This window comes from Streptomyces sp. NPDC023481 (assembly GCF_055560195.1).
In genome coordinates, this window is sequence record NZ_JBVHJE010000003.1 from 207,672 (window position 1) to 224,558 (window position 16,887).

The window sequence follows — 16,887 nt, forward strand, 5'->3', positions numbered from 1 at the left end:
GTGGGGCCACTTCACTGGAACGCCGCGTGAATCTCCTGCTCGGTCGCCTCGTGTGACACGAGCAGGAGCTCGTCGCCCGGGAGCAGCCGCACCTCGGGGCCCGGGACCGTGGGACGGCCTTCGCGTACGACGGTGGCGACCACGGTGCCGGCGGGCAGTTCGATCTCTCCGAGCTTGTGTCCCGCTGCCCGGGACTCCTCGGTGATGGCGGTCTCGATGACCTCGACGCCCGCCTTGCTCAGCCGCAGCAGTGCCACCGTGTCCGTGGCACCGGTGGCCTCCTCGATGAGGGAGATCAGCGGGGTGGCGGCGGGCACGGCCACGTCCACGCCCCACCGCCCGTCGAAGAGCCAGGCGTTCTCCTCCTCGTTGACGCGCGCGGCCACCCGCCCCACTGAGAACTGCCGCTTGCAGAGCAGACTGATGACGAGGTTGTCCTCGTCGCGGCCGGTGGCGGCGATGACCAGGTCGCAGGCGAGGGCTCCCGCGTGCTCCAGGAGCGCCGGCTCGCAGGCGTCCCCGGCTACGACGCGCACGTGCGGAAGGTCTTCGAGTTCGGCCACGCGGTCGTCGTCGTACTCGACGAGGGTGACGTCGTTGCGGGCGGCGGACAGCACCTGGGCGATCTGGGTGCCGAGCCGGCCCGCGCCCGCGATCAGGACCTTCACGTTCCCAGCTCCTTGTCGAGGAAGCCGCTCAGCCGGCCCAGCGCGGTGGCGGCCACACTGAAGGTGACCAGGTCACCGGGCTGGGCCAGGACGCCATGGGCGGGGAGCAGTGAGCGACCGGCACGGGTGATCTCCACGACGCGGATCTCGCCGTCGACGTCGAACTCGGTGATCTGCCGTCCGGAGAGGTAGGACGGCAGCTGGGAGCGGACGAGGAGTGTCTCGCCGTTGCCGAAGGTGACTTCGGGGGTGAGGTGGCGGTGCAGCAGCATCTGGTGGAGGCGGTTGACAGCCCAGCGGACGCTGGAGATCGTCGGGATGCCCAGTTCCCGGTAGATGTCGGCGCTGCGCGGATCGTGGATGCGGGCGAGGACGATCGGGACCCGGTACGTCTCCTTGGCGGTCCGCGCGCTGACGATGTTGCTGTTGTCCCCGGACGTGACCGCGACGAAGGCGTCCGCGTGGGCGATTCCGGCCGTCTCCAGCGCGGAGCGGCTGAAGCCGTTGCCGACGTGGAAGGTGCCGGGGAAGCCCGGTGACAGCCTCTTCTGCGCTTTCGGCTGCCGGTCGACGAGCCGGACGTCGTGGCCCTCGGCGACGAGCTGCGTGGCCAGGGTGGCCCCGACCCGGCCACAACCCGCGATGATCACTCTCATCCACCTTCCTCCCTTCGAGATGTCCTCCCGTGCCGCAGCGCCCATTTCCTGACTTCCTCGGCGGCCAGCAGCAGCGCTCCGAACGCGGCCAGAACCGCCCAGTCGGCGGGGGCCAGCGGCGCGGTGTGGAAGACCGCCTGGAGTGGTGGCGCGTAGCTGATGGCGGCCATCAGCCCGATGCCGAAGCAGCCTGCGACCAGCAGCCAGGGATTGGTCAGCAGGCCCGCCCGGAAGACGCTCTGCCGGTCGGTGCGCACGGCGAGGGCGTTGAAGAACTGGCTGACGACAATGCCGGCCTGGACCATGGTGATCGCCTCGCGGTAGACGGGACTGTCCTTGGTGAAGTCCGCGTAGGGGATGCCGGAGGCGTGGATGTGCCAGAAGAAGACGGCGCACACGCCGAGGGCCTGGATTCCGCCGAGGAAGAGGATGCGGCCCATGACCGCCGCCGAGAAGAGCCGCTCCTGTCGGGGCCTCGGCGGGCTGTTCATGACGTCGGGCTCCATCGGCTCCGCACCGAGCGCGAGGGCGGGCAGCACGTCCGAGCCGAGGTCGATGGCCAGGATCTGTACCGCAGTGATCGGCACCAGCGGGAAGCCGGCGAAGGCGGCGGCCAGGATCGGTACGAGTTCGGCGATGTTGTGGCTGAAGAGGTAGATCAGGAACTTGCGGATGTTGCGGTAGACCGAGCGGCCCAGTCCCACCGCGGTGGTGATCGAGGCGAAGGAGTCGTCGAGCAGCACCATCACCGCCGCTTCACGGGCGACGTCGGTGCCGGAGGCGCCCATGGCGACGCCGATGTCGGCGTGCTTGAGGGCCGGGGCGTCGTTGGCCCCGTCGCCGGTGACGGCGACAACCTCGCCACGCCGCTGCAGTGCCGTGACCACCCGCATCTTGTGCTCGGGGCTGACCCGGCACAGCAGCAGTTCGCCGGAGTTCGCCAGCAGGGCGTCCAGGCCGCTGTCGTCCAGCGCGTCGAGCTGGGTGCCCGTCGCCACGGCCGGAGCCGACTCGCGCACGATGCCGACACGCCGGGCGACGGCCTCCGCGGTGAGGGGATGGTCTCCGGTGACCATGATGATGCGGATCCCGGCCCGCCGGCACGCGTCCACCGCGTCCCGCACCTCCGGCCGGGGCGGGTCGTACATCCCTGCCAGCCCCAGCAGCGTCAGCTCCGACTCGACGTCCCCGAGCGACGGCCGTGGACCGGAGACCGGCCGTCGGGCGACCGCCAGCACGCGCAGGCCCTGTCCGGCCATGCCGTCCGCGGCCGCCGCCACTTGGGTGCGGGCCGCATCGGACAGTGGGGTCTTCGCGCCGCTTCGGTCGATGGCATCGCAGTGGGCGAGCAGTTCGAGCGGGGCGCCTTTGACGTAGGCGAAGAACCCGCCGTCGCTGTCGCGGTGCACGGTGCTCATGAGCTTGCGCCCGGAGTCGAAGGGATGCTCCGCCACCCGGGGTGTACCGGCCTCTTCCCGCGCCGGATCCAGGCCGGCTTTCCGGGCGGCCACCAGCAGGGCTCCCTCGGTGGTGTCTCCGAGCACGCGCCAGGGGTCCCGCCCGGTCGGCGGCACCAGCCGGGCGTTGCTGCACAGAGCAGCCGCTCGAAGCAACTCCCGTACGGGCCCCGCGTCGGTGATCTCGCCGGCCGGTGCGTACCCCACCCCGGACACGGCGTGCGACGCACCGTCCGCCCACAGCTGTACGACGGTCATCTCGGCCTGCGTGAGCGTGCCCGTCTTGTCGGTGCAGATCACGCTTGTCGACCCCAGCGCCTCCACGGCCAGCAGTTGCTTGACGAGCGCGTGCCGGCGGGCCATGCGGCGTACACCGATCGCCAGTGAGACGGAGAGCGTGGCCGGCAGGCCCTCCGGCACCAGCGCGACCATCACACCGAGCGAGAAGACGAACGTGTCGACGAACGGTTGCCCGCCGGGCAGGCGCACAGCGAACAGGGCGGCGCCGGTCGCGAGCGCCACGCCCGCGACCCGGCGGGCCATGACGGCGACCTGCCGTTGCAGCGGGGTCCGCTGCCTCGGGGCGGCGGCGGTGAGGCGGAAGATCCGCCCGAACTCGGTGGCCGTGCCCGTGGCGAACACGACGGCCTTCGCGGTGCCCGCGACCAGGTCGGTGCCCATGAGCACGCAGTTGCGGGCCTGCAGCGGCGGTCCCGGCGGCACGGGTGCCGCGACCCGCGCGACCGGATCGCTCTCGCCGGTGAGCGCAGCGTTGTTGACGGCGGCTTCCTGGGCCTCGACCAGCCGGCAGTCGGCAGGCACCGCGTCCCCGGCCTCAAGGATCACCAGATCGCCGGGCACCAGGTCCCGCGCCGGCAGCTCGCGCCGTTCGCCGTCGCGCAGCACGCGGCAGGTGCGCGGCACCATCGCCTGCAGGGACTCGGCCGTGCGTTCGGCGGAGTACTCCTGCGCGAAACCGATGCCCGCGTTCAGCAGCACCACGCCGAGGATCGCCAGGGCAAGTTGGAGGGTGGACGGATCCCGGGGCTGCCCCAGCCAGTACGCGAGAAACGTGATCGCCGAGGAGACGAGCAGAACCACCGCGAAGAGGTCGGTGAACTGCGCGACCAGCCGACGCCCCACCTGGCGCCGCCGCACGCCGGGCAGCTCGTTGGGGCCATAACGGTCCCGGCGTGCGGCCGCCTCGGCCGACGTGAGACCGCGCGCAGAACTTCCCAGGACGGCGAGGACGTCGGAGACCGGTACCGCGGGGATCGACGGGGCGGAGGTGTTTCGCCGATCCGGTGGCGCCGTCGTCGTGACGCCGGTCGGTGGTCCGCCCTCGCGGAGAGCGGCCGTCGCCTGCCGAGCCGGTTCAGGGCTCATGCGGGGCTCCGGTCTGCGAAGGCGGGCCGGGCGGCTCCTGCATGACGCTCCAGGCAACCGGGCCCAGCAGGTCGGCAAGCCGCCGCAAGACGTCAAGGAAGAGGTCGTCGATCGTCAGCACGCCCACCACCCGGCCTGCGTCGAGAACCGCAAGCCGGCGGACCCCCGTACGGCGGAACGTCCGATAGGCCACCTCCACATCGTCGGTCGCTTCCACCCGGACGACACCCGGCGACATGACCGCGTCCACCCGGGCCTCCGGATCCAGGCCGCCGCCCATGCCGCGTACGGCGAGGTCGCGGTCGGTGACGATGCCGTGCAGCGTTCCGTCGTCGACCACGAGGACCGAACCGACGGCGCATTCGGCCATCCGCCGGGTCACCTCGACCAGGGAGGCGTCCGGTGCGACGCACACCGGAGGAGCGGTCATCACCTCGGAGACCTCCACGTGTCCCCTCCTCGCTGTCCGATGGGTCCGTGTCAGAGGACATCGAGCACATCGGCCACCGGCCGCCGTGGACTCGCCGGGCCTTCGGGGCCGTAGCCCAGCCGGATCACCATCTGGACGTGCGCCATGGACGAGACGGGGTCACGGACGGTCCACCGGAGTTCCGGCCACTCCAGGGGCTGGGAGGTGACCGAGGCGGCGAGCCCGTCCGCGGTGGCCCGGAGCAGGACCCGTTCCAGCGCCTGACCGGCGCGGAGCCAGTCCGCGGGTTCGTCGCGGGCCGTACCCAGCAGGGCGATGTTCGGATGCTCCTCGAAGGGCGCCCAGCCGCGCCCGGCCATCGGACGGCCGACGGCGAAGTCACGCACGGGGACCGAGGTACCGCGTTGCCGAGGACCGAACGCCTCGCCGGGGATGCCGTCGGCCGCCCCGGCGACAGCCGACGGCTCCGTGCGTGTCCACTGTGCCGTTTCCCCGCGCACTCCCGGGTCCACGGCCTCCCTGCCCTCGGCGTCCCGAACCAGGTCCAGGATGGTCTGCACGTGCCAGCCGCCGGGGAACAGCAGCTGGGCGCCTTCGCTACGGGTCGCGTCGTACAGCCTCTGCCGCACGTCGGCGGGGATTTCCTCGTCGCGGAAGGGCAGCCGGCTGGAGTGGCGGCGCCGGATGGCAGGGCCCAGCTGGGCGAGCGCCCCGTCAGGTGGTCCGGTGCCGCACAGATGCACTTCGGCGAGGAATTCCGGGTGCGCCGGGTCGGGCAGCAGGCGGACGAGTGGCGCCAGGCCCGCCGCAGCGGCGGCCACGCGCAGATTCAGCAGCGCGGCGCCGCAACCGATGTGCAGGCCCCGATTGTCCGGGTCCGTTCGGGGCAGGGTGCGTTCCAGGTCGGCGTACAGGCGCAGGACTCCGATGTCCCGCAGGTAGCGGAAGGTCCAGGGCTGCGCGTTGTGCAGCGAGGGCGCCGCGGCGGCGTCCGCCACGAGTGCGGTGACGGCGTTCACGTCGAGAGGTTCTGCGGTCACGGCGGCTCCCCTTCGTGAGGGTCCTGGGACTCACCCAGGTGTCGGGACGGCGATGACAGGGCAGGTGGCGTGGTGCAGCACGCCTTGGCTGACCGACCCCAGCAACATGCCGGCGAAGCCCCCACGACCCCGGGTTCCCACCACGAGGCCCAGCGCATGCGCCGAGGCGTCGGTGAGAACTTTGACGGGATGCCCGAGGACCACTTCGTGCCGCAGATCGACCTCGGGAAAGCGGCCATGGCGGCCTGCCACGATCTCGGAGAGCAGGCGGCGGCACTCCTGCTGCGGCTCGTACTCGTCGAAGATCCGCAGCGGTCCGGGCTCCCAGACCAGCAGGGCCCGTAGCTCGGCGCCGCGCAGGGCCGCCTCCTCGAACGCCACGTCGACCGCGGCGGCGGAGTGTTCGCTGCCGTCGACGCCGACGACGAAGTACGCCGGCTCCTGGGTGATGTGTTCCGGCTCGGGAACGACCACCACGGGACAGCGAGTATGGGCCATGACCGGCAGGGCCACCGAGTGCGAGCCGAACACCTCCTGCCTGCGGCTCAGGTGCCGTGATCCCAGCACGACGGCGGCGGCGCCGCGGCTCTGCTCGCGCAGCACCCACACCGGGTCGCCCTCCGCGAGCAGAACGTCCACCTCGAGCCGCGGTTGCCGGGCCGCGACGAAGACCGACGCCTCCTCCAGCACCCGCCGGCCGGCTTTGTGCAGCGCCTCGTTCCACTCCTCCCACGACGGTGGGACCTCCCGCCCGCGGTAGCCCCTGGTGGGCACGCCCTCGACGTGGACCAGGCGCAACGGCAACCGCCGTCGGGCGGCCTCGTCGGCCGCCCAGGCCAGTGCCATCCGATGGCCGGGCTCAGGATCGAGACCCACCACGATCGGCCGACGGTCAACGGGCCGGGACATGGTCGCCTCCGGTCACCAGATGGCGGATGCAGGAGTCAGGACCCGGGAAGTACAGGGTCACCCGTCCGCTGTCGCCCCAGCGCACGTCGTAGGGCGGGCTGCCGTCCGGGTGATGGAGGCCGACGATCTCGCCGTCGCGTGCGATCACTCCGGCCGTGGTCCCGTGAACGACGATCTCGTCGCCGACGCGGACGCGTGCCGAGGCGCCTGTCGCCGGTACGGCCTGGTCGTTCTTCTCCAGTGGTGGGGGAACGGACATCGTCCTCGCCTCCTCCCTGCGGTGGCGCGCAACGATGCCGCCGCCGATTCCATGGAAGGCTTCGGCACCGTCGGCCTGCCAGGGGCCATTGGTCCCGATGGCGGCCCTGTAAGACCCTTCGCTTGAGCGGGGACCGGTCAGTGTGTGTGCGCCGACAGGGGGGCAGAGCGGGAGATCACCGTGTCCGGGGGCGCGACGTGCGCCTGTGGGCCCAGTCGGGCTTCGATGTCGGCACGCACCGAGGCGGTGAGCCGCGCAAGAGCCTCGGACCATACCGGCGGGACCGTTTCGGTGCCCGTGATCCGGAGTGCCGGGCCGGGCAGAGCGGCGAGGTCCTCACGGAACCGCCTGCGGGCGTCCTGCCAGTGGTCCGGCGAGCAGGTCCGCCGCCCGCCGCGCATGACCGTGCGCAACAGCGGCTGAGCGGAGTCCGGAGGCTCTTCCCCGGCCAGGGCGATCACGTCGGGCCGCCCGGCACGGCGGAAGACCTGCTTGCGGCCCGGGGCCGTGACCTTCGCCGAGGACAGCTTCATCACGGGCCGGCCGTCGTACTCGACGAGCTTGTAGGCGGCGTCCAGGTAGGGGGCGTCCGCTGCCACGCCCACCTTCGTGCCCACCGCGTACACATCGATCGGGGCGCCGGCGCGTACCAGACGGTCCACGCCGTACTCGTCGAGGCCGCCGCTGGCCACGATCCGCACGTCGGCCAGTCCGGCGGCGTCCAGGATGGCGCGTGACCGGCGCGCGAGTGCGTCGAGGTCACCGCTGTCCAGGCGGATCGCGCAGCCGGGCCCGCGTCGCAGCTCGGCCAGGACCCGGGCGGCGACGCGTACGCCCCCCTCGGTGTCGTAGGTGTCGACGAGGAAGGTGACGGGGCCGGGGTGGGCGTGCGCGAACGCGCGGAACGCCTCCTCCTCGCCGGGGAACGCCTCGATGTAGGAATGCGCCATGGTGCCCGAGGCCGGGATGCCGAGGGCCGCTGCCGCGGCCACGTTGCTCGTGCCCGCGAACCCCACCAGGGCGCCCAGACGAGCGGCCTGCAGACCCGCCCACGGGCCGTGCGTGCGGCGCAGGGAGAAGTCCACGACCGGCCGTCCGGCCGCGGCCAGGACACAGCGCGCCGCCTTCGACGCGACCACCGTCTGGTGGCACAGCTGGTTCAGCAGGTACGTCTCGACGAGCTGGGCCTGCGGGAGCGGGGCGGTCACCTCCAGCAGCGGCTCACCGGCGAACACCACATGGCCTTCCGGCACGGCGCGAACCTCGCCCTCGAAGGAGAGTCCGAGGAGCGGTTCCAGGTCCCGGACAGGCCGGTGCAGGGCGTCCGCGAACTCCTCGATGTCGTCCTGCTCCACGCGGTAGCGGGCCAGGAAGTCCAGGGCGGACTCCAGACCCGCGGCAACCAGGAAACCCCGGCCGGGCGGGAGGTCGCGGACGAAGAGGCTGAAGGTGGCCGGGGCCCTCATGTCCTCCCGGAGGTAGGACATGGCCATGGTCACTTCGTAGAGGTCGGTGGTGGTGACGTCGGACATGGTGATCGCCGCCGGGTGTCTCGGTTCCTTGGTTCCCAGTCTGGCGGCGACCGCTCGGGACGAAAGGGACCTCAGGTCCCGGGGGAGGGGCTGTTCGGCCTCAGCGGTACGGGCCCGCGCGCGCTGGACTGGAGGTGTCGGCAGGCCGCACACCAGCCGAGGAGGTACGGCGATGACTATGGCGGCACGTAAGCAGAGGTTCGCGTTCCCGGAGATGTCGGACTGGTTCGAGAACCTTCCGGCCCGGTTCGCGATGCCCACGATGGGTGACCTGTACACGGTCCGGATCGAGGACTACACGGAGGACGGCCGCTATGTGATGCGGGCGGAGCTGCCGGGCATGTCGCCCGAGGACATCGACGTCTTCATCAGCGACGGCATCCTCACGGTCCAGGCCGAACGCACCGAGAAGGACGTCACGAAGAACCATGGCGAGATCCGGTACGGCGCGATGAGCCGCAGCGTCACGTTGCCGCCGGGCGCCGACGAGGACGACGTCAAGGCCGACTACACCGACGGCATGCTGACCGTCAGCGTGGGTCTGGGCGCCGAGAAGGCGGAGGCGAAGCACGTGGAGATCCGGCACGGGAACTGATGCCGAACCGGCGGCGGATGGCGGGCCCAAGGGCCCGCCATCGGCGGTCGGTCGCGCGGAATGCTCAGGTGCCGCCGTGCCCGGCGGCCCAGCGGCGCCGTACCCCTTCTTGGTGCTCCGCCTCCTCCAACGCCAACTCCGCTACGGTTAGTTCGTCCTGCAGCCGAGGGATCCAATGCCGGCGCAGGGCGCGGACCCGCTGCCGGGTCCGCACTGCCTCGGCGGCCAGAAGCTCGGCGGCCGCCTGGTGGGCGGCGAGTTCCGCCGCGGCACGGGCGGCTGCACGACAGGCGGTCTCGGCGTGCGCGAGGGCGGTGTTGGGCGGTGTCTGTTCTCCCAGGGAGCGGACGGGGTCCGTCCAGGTGACCGCCGTCGGGTGGCGCACGCCCATCAGCGCGCCCCATTGGACGTCGACGCGCGCCCGCCCGGCCGGTGCCGCCTCGGCCAGTGCGCTTTCGCCGCCGAGCAGCACTCCGCGCACGAGCCACGATTCCGCCTCGGCCAGCCTCTGTCGCCACACCCGGTCCGCGTCCTCGGCCGCTTGCCGTGCCGTGTTCTCCCGGTCCAGCAGGAGCCGGAGTTTGCGTTCCAGGAGGTCCGCTCCACGAACCGCCGTGGCGAGACTGCGACGCAGTCGCAGGCGCCCGGCGCGTCCCGCCGGGACCCGGCGCGCCCGCGGACTCATCGTGCCTCCTGGTCCTGCGGCGGGGCGTGGGCGTCGAGCAGGTCGGCCGGGAGCATGCCGAGCTGGCTGCGCGGCAGGGTCAGCAGCACCTCCCAGGCCCGGTCCAGGGCGTCGTCCAGCGACCGGTTCTCGTCGGTGCCCTGTGCCAGGAACCGGTGCCGGAAGGCGTCCTCCAGCTCCAGATGGTGCAGATCGGTCGGGCTGAGCGCCGAGCGTCCGATCAGGTCGGCGAGTTCTCGCACCTGCCGGGACCGTGCCAGCGCGGCGATCAACTGCGCCGCGACGGCGGGATGGTCCGCGCGGGTGCGTCCCGCTCCGGTTCCCTTGCGCATCAGTCGCGACAGAGAGGCCAGCGGATCCACGGGCGGATACGTACCTGCCGCCTGCGCCTCGGAGGTGAGCACGATCTGACCTTCCGTGATGTAGCCGGTGAGGTCCGGGACGGGGTGGGTGATGTCGCCTGCGGGCATGGTGAGAACGGGCAGGATGGTCACCGACCCCGGCCGACCCCTGATGCGGCCACAGCGTTCGTAGAGGGACGCGAGGTCGCTGTAGAGGTAACCGGGATAGGCCCGGCGGGCCGGAATCTCGCCACGCGCGGCGGACACCTCGCGCAGCGCCTCCGAGTAGGCCGTCATGTCCGTCATGACCGCCAGGACGTGACGGCCCTCGGTGAACGCCAAGTGCTCGGCGACGGTCAGGGCGAGTCGGGGGGTGAGCAGCCGTTCGATCACCGGGTCGTCGGCGGTGTTGAGGAACAGGACCAGTTCCCCCGCGGCCGAGCGGGCCGCCAGCCCTTCGCGGACGAACGCCGTGTCGGCGTGGGTGAGTCCCATACCGGCGAACACGACGGCGAACGGCTCACCCCCGCACGTCGCCTGGGCGGTGATCTGCACGGCCAGTTCCAGGTGCGGCAGCCCGGCCGCCGAGAACACCGGCAGCTTCTGGCCACGCACCAGTGTGGTGAGCACGTCCACGGCGCCCACGCCGGTGAGTACCGCCTCGCTCGGCGGTTCCCGGCGTACCGGGTTGATCGGTGCGCCGACGACCTCCGCGTACGCCCCGCCCAGCACCGGTGGCCCACCGTCGGCCGGTTCGCCCCGGCCGTTGCACACCCGCCCCAGCCAGCCCGTCCCGACCGGGATCCGCAGTGGTGTGCCGGAGAAGGCGACGCGGGTGCCGGTGCGGTTCATGCCGGCGGTGTCCTGAAGGACCTGCACCACCGCGATGTCCCGGTCCACTTCCAGGACCAGGCCGTGCCGTCGTTCACCGGAGTCGAGGACGATCGTGGCGAACTCGTCCCACCCGACCCCGCTCACCCCCTCGACGAACAGGAGGGGGCCACGCAGATCCCGCACCCCCGTGTACTCGATGCGCACGGCGCCGGTCATGCCGCCCCCTCGAGCCGGGCCAGCACGGTGTCGCGGGCCGCGGCGACCGGAGCGGTCTCGGCGGGGCCCGCCGTCTCGCGCGCCCGCAGCAGCGGGGTGAAGTCGACCGCTTCGACGACGTCCGCGGGGATTCCGGAATCCACCAGTTCCAGGCAGCGGTCGATGACCGTCAGTACGGCCTCCACCAGAGCCGCCGTCTTCTGCGGCGCGCTGTAGGCGTCCGCGGTGGACAGCGCGTTCTGCTGGATCGCGGCTTCGCGCAGCAGCCGTCCGGCGAGCACACTGATCCGTTCCCGGGGTGGCAGAGCCGTGATCCCGACCAGCTCGACGAGGTCGGCCAGTCGGTCCGCCTCCGCGAGCTGCCGCGCGACACGGCCACGCCGTTCGGCCCACCCAGCGTCGCCGGCCCGCGCATGGGCGGTGGCCAGCGTGGCGGCGTCCCGGGAGAAGGACTCCGACCAGGACACCGCGGGATAGTGGCGCGCGTAGGCGAGATCGCGGTCCAGGCTCCAAAGGCAGCGCACGAAGCGCTCGGTGTGTGCGGTGACGGGCTCGGTGCGGTCACCGCCCGGGGGAGACACCGCGCCGATCACCGTGACCGAGCCGGTCGCGCCGCCGAGGGTGCGCACGGCGGCGGCCCGCTCGTAGAACGCGGCCAGTTGCGAGGCGAGCCCCGCCGGGTAGCCCTCCTCGGCGGGGAGTTCGCCCATGCGGGAGGCGAACTCACGCAGCGCTTCCGCCCAGCGGGAGGTCGAGTCGGCGATCAGAACGACGTCGAGGCCCATGTCGCGGAAGTACTCGGCGACCGTCGCGCCCGTGTACACGCCCGCCTCGCGGGCCATCATCGGCATGTTGGAGGTGTTCGCGATCGTCACGGTCCGCTCCGCCAGGCGGCCCCCGGTCCGCGGGTCGGTCAGCTCCGCCAACTCCTCGATGACGTCTGCCATCTCGTTGCCGCGCTCGCCGCAGCCGACGTAGACGATGACGTCGGCGTCGCACCACTTGGCGACCTGCTGCAGCAGCATGGTCTTGCCGGTGCCGAAGCCACCGGGCACGGCGACGGTGCTGCCACGTGCCACCGGGAAGAGCAGGTCGACGGCACGCTGCCCGGTGTTCAGGGGCGCGTCCGCCGGCAACCGCCGCGCGACGGGTCGCGGTCTGCGTACCGGCCAGGACTGCTCCATACGCACTTCCTGACCGTCCACCACGGCGAGCACGATGTCCGAGGGGTGATCGCCGGCCGCCGCGACCCAAGTCACCTCCCCCGACAGATCCGGGGGCACCAGCACCCGCAGCGGCACACCCGCGCCGATCTCACCGAGTACGTCACCGGATGCGACCGTTGCTCCCTCAGCCACCCGTGGTGTGAACGACCAGGTGCGCCGGTCCGGTCCACCGGTCGTCGGTCCGCCTGCCGTGAGAAGGTCGCCGATGCCGGCCAGAGGGCGCAGCAGTCCGTCGAACACGCCGCCGAGCAGATCCGGTGCCAGCCGCACCGACAGGGGGCGCCCCTGGGGCTCCGCGGGGTGCCCGGGTGCGAGTCCGCCGGTGTACTCGTACGCCTCGATGGTGGCCGTGTCGCCGTGGATGGCGACCACCTCGCCCGGCAGCCGGGCAGCACCCAGCACGACCAGGTCGTGCATGGCCACCGTGGGCGGGCAGGTGATCTCCACGAGGGGCCCGGCGACACGGAGGATCCGTGGGCGGTCCGCGCCGTCCGGCGGAGTGCCGGGCGTGATCTGCGGAAGCGCGGGCCCTTCCAACGAGTCCGACGGAGGAGGGCCGACGGTGGTCATGCCGGCTCCCACAACGTCTCGGCCAGGACACCCAGCCGGTCCAGGGCGCGACCGGCCAGGGCGTCCGCCGACAGGTCGACGCGGCGGCCGGGCACCTCGGCCGTCACCCCGCCCCCCGAGGCTGCAGTGACCCTCGCCTGCGGACCCAAGAGCTCTCGTGCCGCCTCCGCACAGCGCGACCGCACAGACGCGTCCTCCGCGAACGCCCTTCGCACGCCCGCGCGGACCGAAGCCCTCAGGGCCGTGTAGACCTCGGCGCGGGCCGTAAGTTCCGCCGCCCAGGCGTCCTGGACCGCCCGCACCCGTTCCCGAGCCGCCTCGGCGGCACCGTCGGCCCTGCCGAGGTCCCGGGCCCGGGCGAGCACTGCCTCGGCGGCGGCGCGGGCTGAGCGCAAGGATTCCTCCGCGTCGGCGCGCGCACGGTCCCTGGCCGCGTCGGCCGAGGCCCGTGCCGCGCGCAGCAACTCGGCGCGGACGGGGCTCAGTGCGTCCACAGGCGCGATCATCAGGGCATCACCACCGTCAGCGGTCGGGACGAGTCAGGCGCCGTCGCCGCGCTGCCCAGCGCTTCGGCGGCCACGGCCGTGAGGATCACCAGACCGACCGTTCCGGGCAGCGTCCGCCAGGCGCTGCGGACGGCGTCCGGATCCTCCGCGACGAGGACGTCGACCCCCGCCAGGGCCAGACCGGACACGCTCGTCCGTGCGCCGATGGCGGCCACCGTGCCCATCGTCAGGCCTTTCCGATCAGCAGGATCGCGACCACCAGCCCGTACACCGCGATGCCCTCCGCCAGACCGACGATCACCATGGCCCGGCCGAACATTTCCGGCCGTTCACTCAGCGCGGCCAGCGCCGCGGCACCCGTGTAGGCGACGGCGATGGCAGCCCCTATCGACGCGCCGGCCACCGCGATGGCCGCCCCGATCAAGGCGGATCCGTTGACCCCACCGGACGCGGCGGCCTGCGCCGAGGCCTGCGCCGGACCTGCCAACGCCGTGGCGAGGACGACGAGAGCGCCGCCCAGCAGGGCGATGTTCGTGGCCAGGAGCCAGCGGAGGGCATGCCTGGTGCGGCGCCGCCGCAGCAGCCGGACGGCGCCGAGCACCGCGACCAGGACCGGCAGGACGATCAACCAGGTGAGCATGGGATCACCTTCGTAGCGGGATCGGCAGGCCCCGCCGGGGGAACATGCCAGGGACGGAACGGTCGGCCCTCCGTCTCGAAGAGCCGGGAGAAGAGTTCGTAGAACTCCAGCCGCAGCGCCTGCACACCGGCCACCAGGGCTTCCAGGCCGAAGGAGACGGCCGTGCCCACGACGAACAGCAGGGCGGCGCCCGCGACCCCGGCGGCGCCACGCCCGGCCAGGCCGGTGGTACCGCGCCACACAAGATCCGCGAGGGCGGCATGGGTCAGGCCGAAGGCGGCCAGCCGGGCGAACGACAGGGTGTTGGTGCCGGTCCGCACGACGACGTCGAACAGCCGCACCACCGTCTCGGCGAGTCCCGCGCCGCCGCCCGCAGTGGCCCGGAACAGGCCGAGCGCCACCAACGCCAGCCCAGTGACGGCGAGAGCGGCTCCGGCGACGGCCGGAGCCTGCCGGTGCAACACCAGGCCCGCAGCGGCCAGAGCGAGGCCCAGGTAGAACAGCAGCCCGGCACAGCCCGTCGCCGCGTACAGCCCCGAGCCCCAGCCACCCTCACGCACCCGGTTGACCGCTCCGGCGGCGTGTGCGAGGGCCAGCAGACCGGCACCGGACACCACGGCGGCGGCCAGCAGACGGGCAGGACTCTCCAGCGGGCTCAGCCACAGCACCGGCAGCAGCCCTGTCGGCCCGAAGAACTCGCCGTAGGCGGCACCCGCCGCCATGGAGGCGACGCCCGCACCCGCGAGGAACGGCGACAACCGGCCCAGCCCGGCGAACCGGCGCGGCCACCCGAGGCGCAACGCGACCGCGCCGAGTAGCAGCAGCGCCCCGTGCCCCACGTCGCCGAACATGATCCCGAACATCGCGACGTAGGCGAGGCCCGCCGGCCACGAGGGATCGACGTCCGCGTAGGCGGGCGTCCCGTACGTCGTCACCAGCGGGGTGAAGGAGGCGGCCCGGCCCGGCCGCAGCAGCGTCGGCGGATCGGTTCCGCGCGGGGACGGCAGCGGCAGCAGCGCGCCTCCCGCAGCGGCCAGGCGTCCCGCGACGCGGGGTACCTCGCCGGCCGGGCACCACCCGGCCAGCGCGGCCACCTCTCCCTGTCGTACCGCACCCTCCGCGCGCTCCTCCAGCTGGGCCTCGCCCGCCAACAGCGCGACGCTTCCACAGCGTTCGAGCAGGTCGAGGTCGGGCGCGGCGGCGGCCAGGACTGCTGTCGCGGCGCTTTCAGGCCCGGTTTTCGCGCCCCGTCCCCGCAACCGCTGCAGTCGCACGGCCGCTGCCCCGGGACCCACTTCCTCGGCGCGGTCCAGTTCCACGCAGCCCTGCTCGGCTATCCGTACCAGAGCGCCCCGCAGGGCCGCCTGCGGGACGACCACCGCCACACGGCGCATCCGGACCGGGGTCACCGCTTCAGACCAGGGCATCGAACACTTCCCTGGGTCGCCCCCCGCGTGCCGCCGACTCCAGGGCCGCCCGCACCCGCCAGGCGTCCACGGACAGCAGCGCCACCGCACCGACGACCACCGGGGGCCCGTACCGGCCCTCACGCAGCAGCGCCGCGCCGTCCGCCTGTACCGTCCGCCACCAGCGGGCCTCCGCCCGCCACAGCTCACCCGGTTCGTCGATGCCCTCCAGGGCCCAACCCGCGGACGAGGGCAGACGCTCGCGGAACTCCTGGTACGTGGAGGCGGCCGTCGCCCGCCTCCCGAGCAGCCGTGCCGCATCGCGCAGTACGGGCTCCGGAAGAGAGCGGTGATGTACGAACAGTTCCCGAGCTGCCAGCAGGACGGCGCGTCCCTGGGCCCAGCGGCGCGCGGGCAGTACGACGATGGCGGTGCGGCGCGCGGCGGCCATCCGCATGCCGGTGACCAGGGCCCACGGCGTGTCGCCGCCCGGGTCGCCCCAGGGCGAGGACGTGAGCGCCGCCCGTGTCTCAGCGGGTGTCCCGGCGCGTTCCAGACTTCGCCAGGCGGTCTCCAGCGCCCCGAGCCGATAGGGCTCCGCGGCCGCCTCCGTGCGGCGACCAGCGGGTGCGGGGAGCCGGGAGGCCACGTTGGCGATCTCGAACCCGGCGGCGAGCGGGATCAGCAGGCGGGCACCGCCACGGGGCAGCCAGCCGGCCAGTACCCGCAGATGCCACAGCAGGGTGGCGGACACCGCCCGCTGGGCCTGGCGCAAGTCCGCCGCCGTCCGCGTGTATCTCACGTAGGGCGTGGTCGCCAGGCGTAGCAGGGCGTCGTCGAGCGTCGGCCCACCCGCGACCTCCCGCGCCCCGTCGGGCCCCGGGCACCGGCCGACGACGGCCTTCGCGCGCACCGCTCCAGCGACCCACCCGGCACTCATGGCTCGTCCCGCTCCCCGCCCGTCAGGCGCAGGGCGTCGGCGACAGCGAGCGCCACCAAGTGGGGCATCCGCTCCAAGGCCCGCTCGCGGATCGCCGAGGCAGTGCGTTCGCCGGCGGCGCGGAGGGCGTCCGCCTCTTGCCGCGCCTCTCGCAGGAGAGGTTCCGCGGCCTGCCGTCGAACCGCGGGGGCGTGCTCCCGCGCGGCATCCCGCATGCGTGCCGCCTCTCGCGCGGCGTTCTGCCGCAGGTCCTCGGCCTCCTGCTCTGCGACTGCCCGGATCCGTGCCGCCTCCTGCTGAACGTCTGCCAGCCGGGCGAGGGTGGGCTCCAGTTCCACGGCGCGTTCCGCCGTACGGTCGGCGGGCACGCCGGTGGCGGCTGCTCCCGGCGTGCCCGCCGGACGGAACCGCTCCAGGAAGTCCCGCAAGCTCATCGCCGGCCTCCTGACGATCGGCTGCTCCTTCAGTCTCACCGTTGCCGTCCCGGCTCGCACCGGATAGTGCCGTCATGCCGTTCCACCAGGGCCGTTCGGCACTAGGCACGGGCAGCGAGGGCGAAAGACTGGGGCGACAGGCAACTCGACGGGATCC

General features: G+C 72.8%; 17 protein-coding genes and 1 pseudogene. 1 reads left to right on the forward strand and 17 read right to left on the reverse strand.

Annotation, left to right across the window (positions count from 1 at the left end; all coding sequences use genetic code 11):
• Positions 1-11: 11 nt before the first annotated feature.
• From ACZ3ZD_RS08430 to ACZ3ZD_RS08465, 8 genes and pseudogenes are all read right to left on the reverse strand, one after another.
• Complete coding sequence (locus ACZ3ZD_RS08430) at positions 12-668, reverse strand: potassium channel family protein (protein WP_467394915.1); 657 nt, start codon at positions 666-668, stop codon at positions 12-14.
• Positions 665-1,324 carry a potassium channel family protein gene (locus tag ACZ3ZD_RS08435; RefSeq protein ID WP_467394917.1) on the reverse strand — a complete coding sequence of 220 codons (660 nt, stop codon included), beginning with the start codon at positions 1,322-1,324 and terminating at the stop codon, positions 665-667. Before ACZ3ZD_RS08435 ends, ACZ3ZD_RS08430 begins: the two co-directional genes overlap by 4 nt.
• Positions 1,321-4,167, reverse strand: a complete 2,847-nt coding sequence (locus ACZ3ZD_RS08440) for a cation-translocating P-type ATPase (RefSeq protein WP_467394919.1) — start codon at positions 4,165-4,167, stop codon at positions 1,321-1,323. Before ACZ3ZD_RS08440 ends, ACZ3ZD_RS08435 begins: the two co-directional genes overlap by 4 nt.
• The gene (locus ACZ3ZD_RS08445) at positions 4,157-4,615 is read right to left on the reverse strand and encodes a CBS domain-containing protein (protein WP_467394921.1); all 459 of its coding nucleotides are present in this window, start codon (positions 4,613-4,615) and stop codon (positions 4,157-4,159) included. Before ACZ3ZD_RS08445 ends, ACZ3ZD_RS08440 begins: the two co-directional genes overlap by 11 nt.
• A gap of 32 nt (positions 4,616-4,647) precedes the next feature.
• Positions 4,648-5,637: an Acg family FMN-binding oxidoreductase gene (locus tag ACZ3ZD_RS08450; protein ID WP_467394923.1), complete on the reverse strand. Its 990-nt coding sequence runs from the start codon at positions 5,635-5,637 to the stop codon at positions 4,648-4,650.
• Positions 5,638-5,667: 30 nt separating this feature from the next.
• Positions 5,668-6,546 (reverse strand): universal stress protein, encoded by an 879-nt coding sequence (locus ACZ3ZD_RS08455; RefSeq protein ID WP_467394925.1) that lies wholly within the window; start codon positions 6,544-6,546, stop codon positions 5,668-5,670.
• 16 nt (positions 6,547-6,562) lie between these two features.
• A pseudogene (locus tag ACZ3ZD_RS08460) lies at positions 6,563-6,787 on the reverse strand (DUF1918 domain-containing protein); the annotation flags it as partial.
• A 155-nt stretch (positions 6,788-6,942) separates the two neighbouring features.
• Positions 6,943-8,337 carry a nicotinate phosphoribosyltransferase gene (locus ACZ3ZD_RS08465; RefSeq protein ID WP_467394927.1) on the reverse strand — a complete coding sequence of 465 codons (1,395 nt, stop codon included), beginning with the start codon at positions 8,335-8,337 and terminating at the stop codon, positions 6,943-6,945.
• Positions 8,338-8,509: 172 nt separating this feature from the next.
• On the opposite strand from ACZ3ZD_RS08465, the gene ACZ3ZD_RS08470 reads away from it, so the two are divergent.
• Positions 8,510-8,932, forward strand: coding sequence for an Hsp20/alpha crystallin family protein (locus tag ACZ3ZD_RS08470; protein WP_467394929.1), 423 nt, complete (start codon positions 8,510-8,512; stop codon positions 8,930-8,932).
• Positions 8,933-8,996: 64 nt separating this feature from the next.
• On the opposite strand, the gene ACZ3ZD_RS08475 is transcribed toward ACZ3ZD_RS08470, so the two are convergent.
• The 9 genes from ACZ3ZD_RS08475 to ACZ3ZD_RS08515 are packed head-to-tail and all read right to left on the reverse strand — an operon-like array spanning position 8,997 to position 16,730.
• A complete protein-coding gene (locus ACZ3ZD_RS08475) occupies positions 8,997-9,617 on the reverse strand; it encodes a V-type ATP synthase subunit D (RefSeq protein ID WP_467394931.1) in 621 nt (206 codons plus the stop codon).
• Positions 9,614-11,008, reverse strand: a complete 1,395-nt coding sequence (locus tag ACZ3ZD_RS08480; RefSeq protein ID WP_467394933.1) for a V-type ATP synthase subunit B — start codon at positions 11,006-11,008, stop codon at positions 9,614-9,616. The genes ACZ3ZD_RS08475 and ACZ3ZD_RS08480 overlap by 4 nt, the downstream gene beginning before the upstream one ends.
• Positions 11,005-12,804: a V-type ATP synthase subunit A gene (locus ACZ3ZD_RS08485; protein WP_467394935.1), complete on the reverse strand. Its 1,800-nt coding sequence runs from the start codon at positions 12,802-12,804 to the stop codon at positions 11,005-11,007. The genes ACZ3ZD_RS08480 and ACZ3ZD_RS08485 overlap by 4 nt, the downstream gene beginning before the upstream one ends.
• Positions 12,801-13,298: a hypothetical protein gene (locus ACZ3ZD_RS08490; RefSeq protein WP_467394937.1), complete on the reverse strand. Its 498-nt coding sequence runs from the start codon at positions 13,296-13,298 to the stop codon at positions 12,801-12,803. The genes ACZ3ZD_RS08485 and ACZ3ZD_RS08490 overlap by 4 nt, the downstream gene beginning before the upstream one ends.
• An 11-nt stretch (positions 13,299-13,309) precedes the next feature.
• Entirely contained in the window at positions 13,310-13,534 is a 225-nt protein-coding gene (locus tag ACZ3ZD_RS08495; protein ID WP_467394939.1) for a V-type ATP synthase subunit F, read from the reverse strand.
• Between the two features lie 2 nt (positions 13,535-13,536).
• Positions 13,537-13,950 carry an ATP synthase subunit C gene (locus ACZ3ZD_RS08500; RefSeq protein WP_467394941.1) on the reverse strand — a complete coding sequence of 138 codons (414 nt, stop codon included), beginning with the start codon at positions 13,948-13,950 and terminating at the stop codon, positions 13,537-13,539.
• Positions 13,935-15,377 carry a V-type ATPase 116kDa subunit family protein gene (locus ACZ3ZD_RS08505; protein ID WP_467394943.1) on the reverse strand — a complete coding sequence of 481 codons (1,443 nt, stop codon included), beginning with the start codon at positions 15,375-15,377 and terminating at the stop codon, positions 13,935-13,937. Before ACZ3ZD_RS08505 ends, ACZ3ZD_RS08500 begins: the two co-directional genes overlap by 16 nt.
• The gene (locus ACZ3ZD_RS08510) at positions 15,364-16,296 is read right to left on the reverse strand and encodes a hypothetical protein (RefSeq protein WP_467394944.1); all 933 of its coding nucleotides are present in this window, start codon (positions 16,294-16,296) and stop codon (positions 15,364-15,366) included. Before ACZ3ZD_RS08510 ends, ACZ3ZD_RS08505 begins: the two co-directional genes overlap by 14 nt.
• Positions 16,293-16,730 carry a hypothetical protein gene (locus tag ACZ3ZD_RS08515; protein ID WP_467394946.1) on the reverse strand — a complete coding sequence of 146 codons (438 nt, stop codon included), beginning with the start codon at positions 16,728-16,730 and terminating at the stop codon, positions 16,293-16,295. Before ACZ3ZD_RS08515 ends, ACZ3ZD_RS08510 begins: the two co-directional genes overlap by 4 nt.
• Between the last annotated feature and the right edge of the window lie 157 nt (positions 16,731-16,887).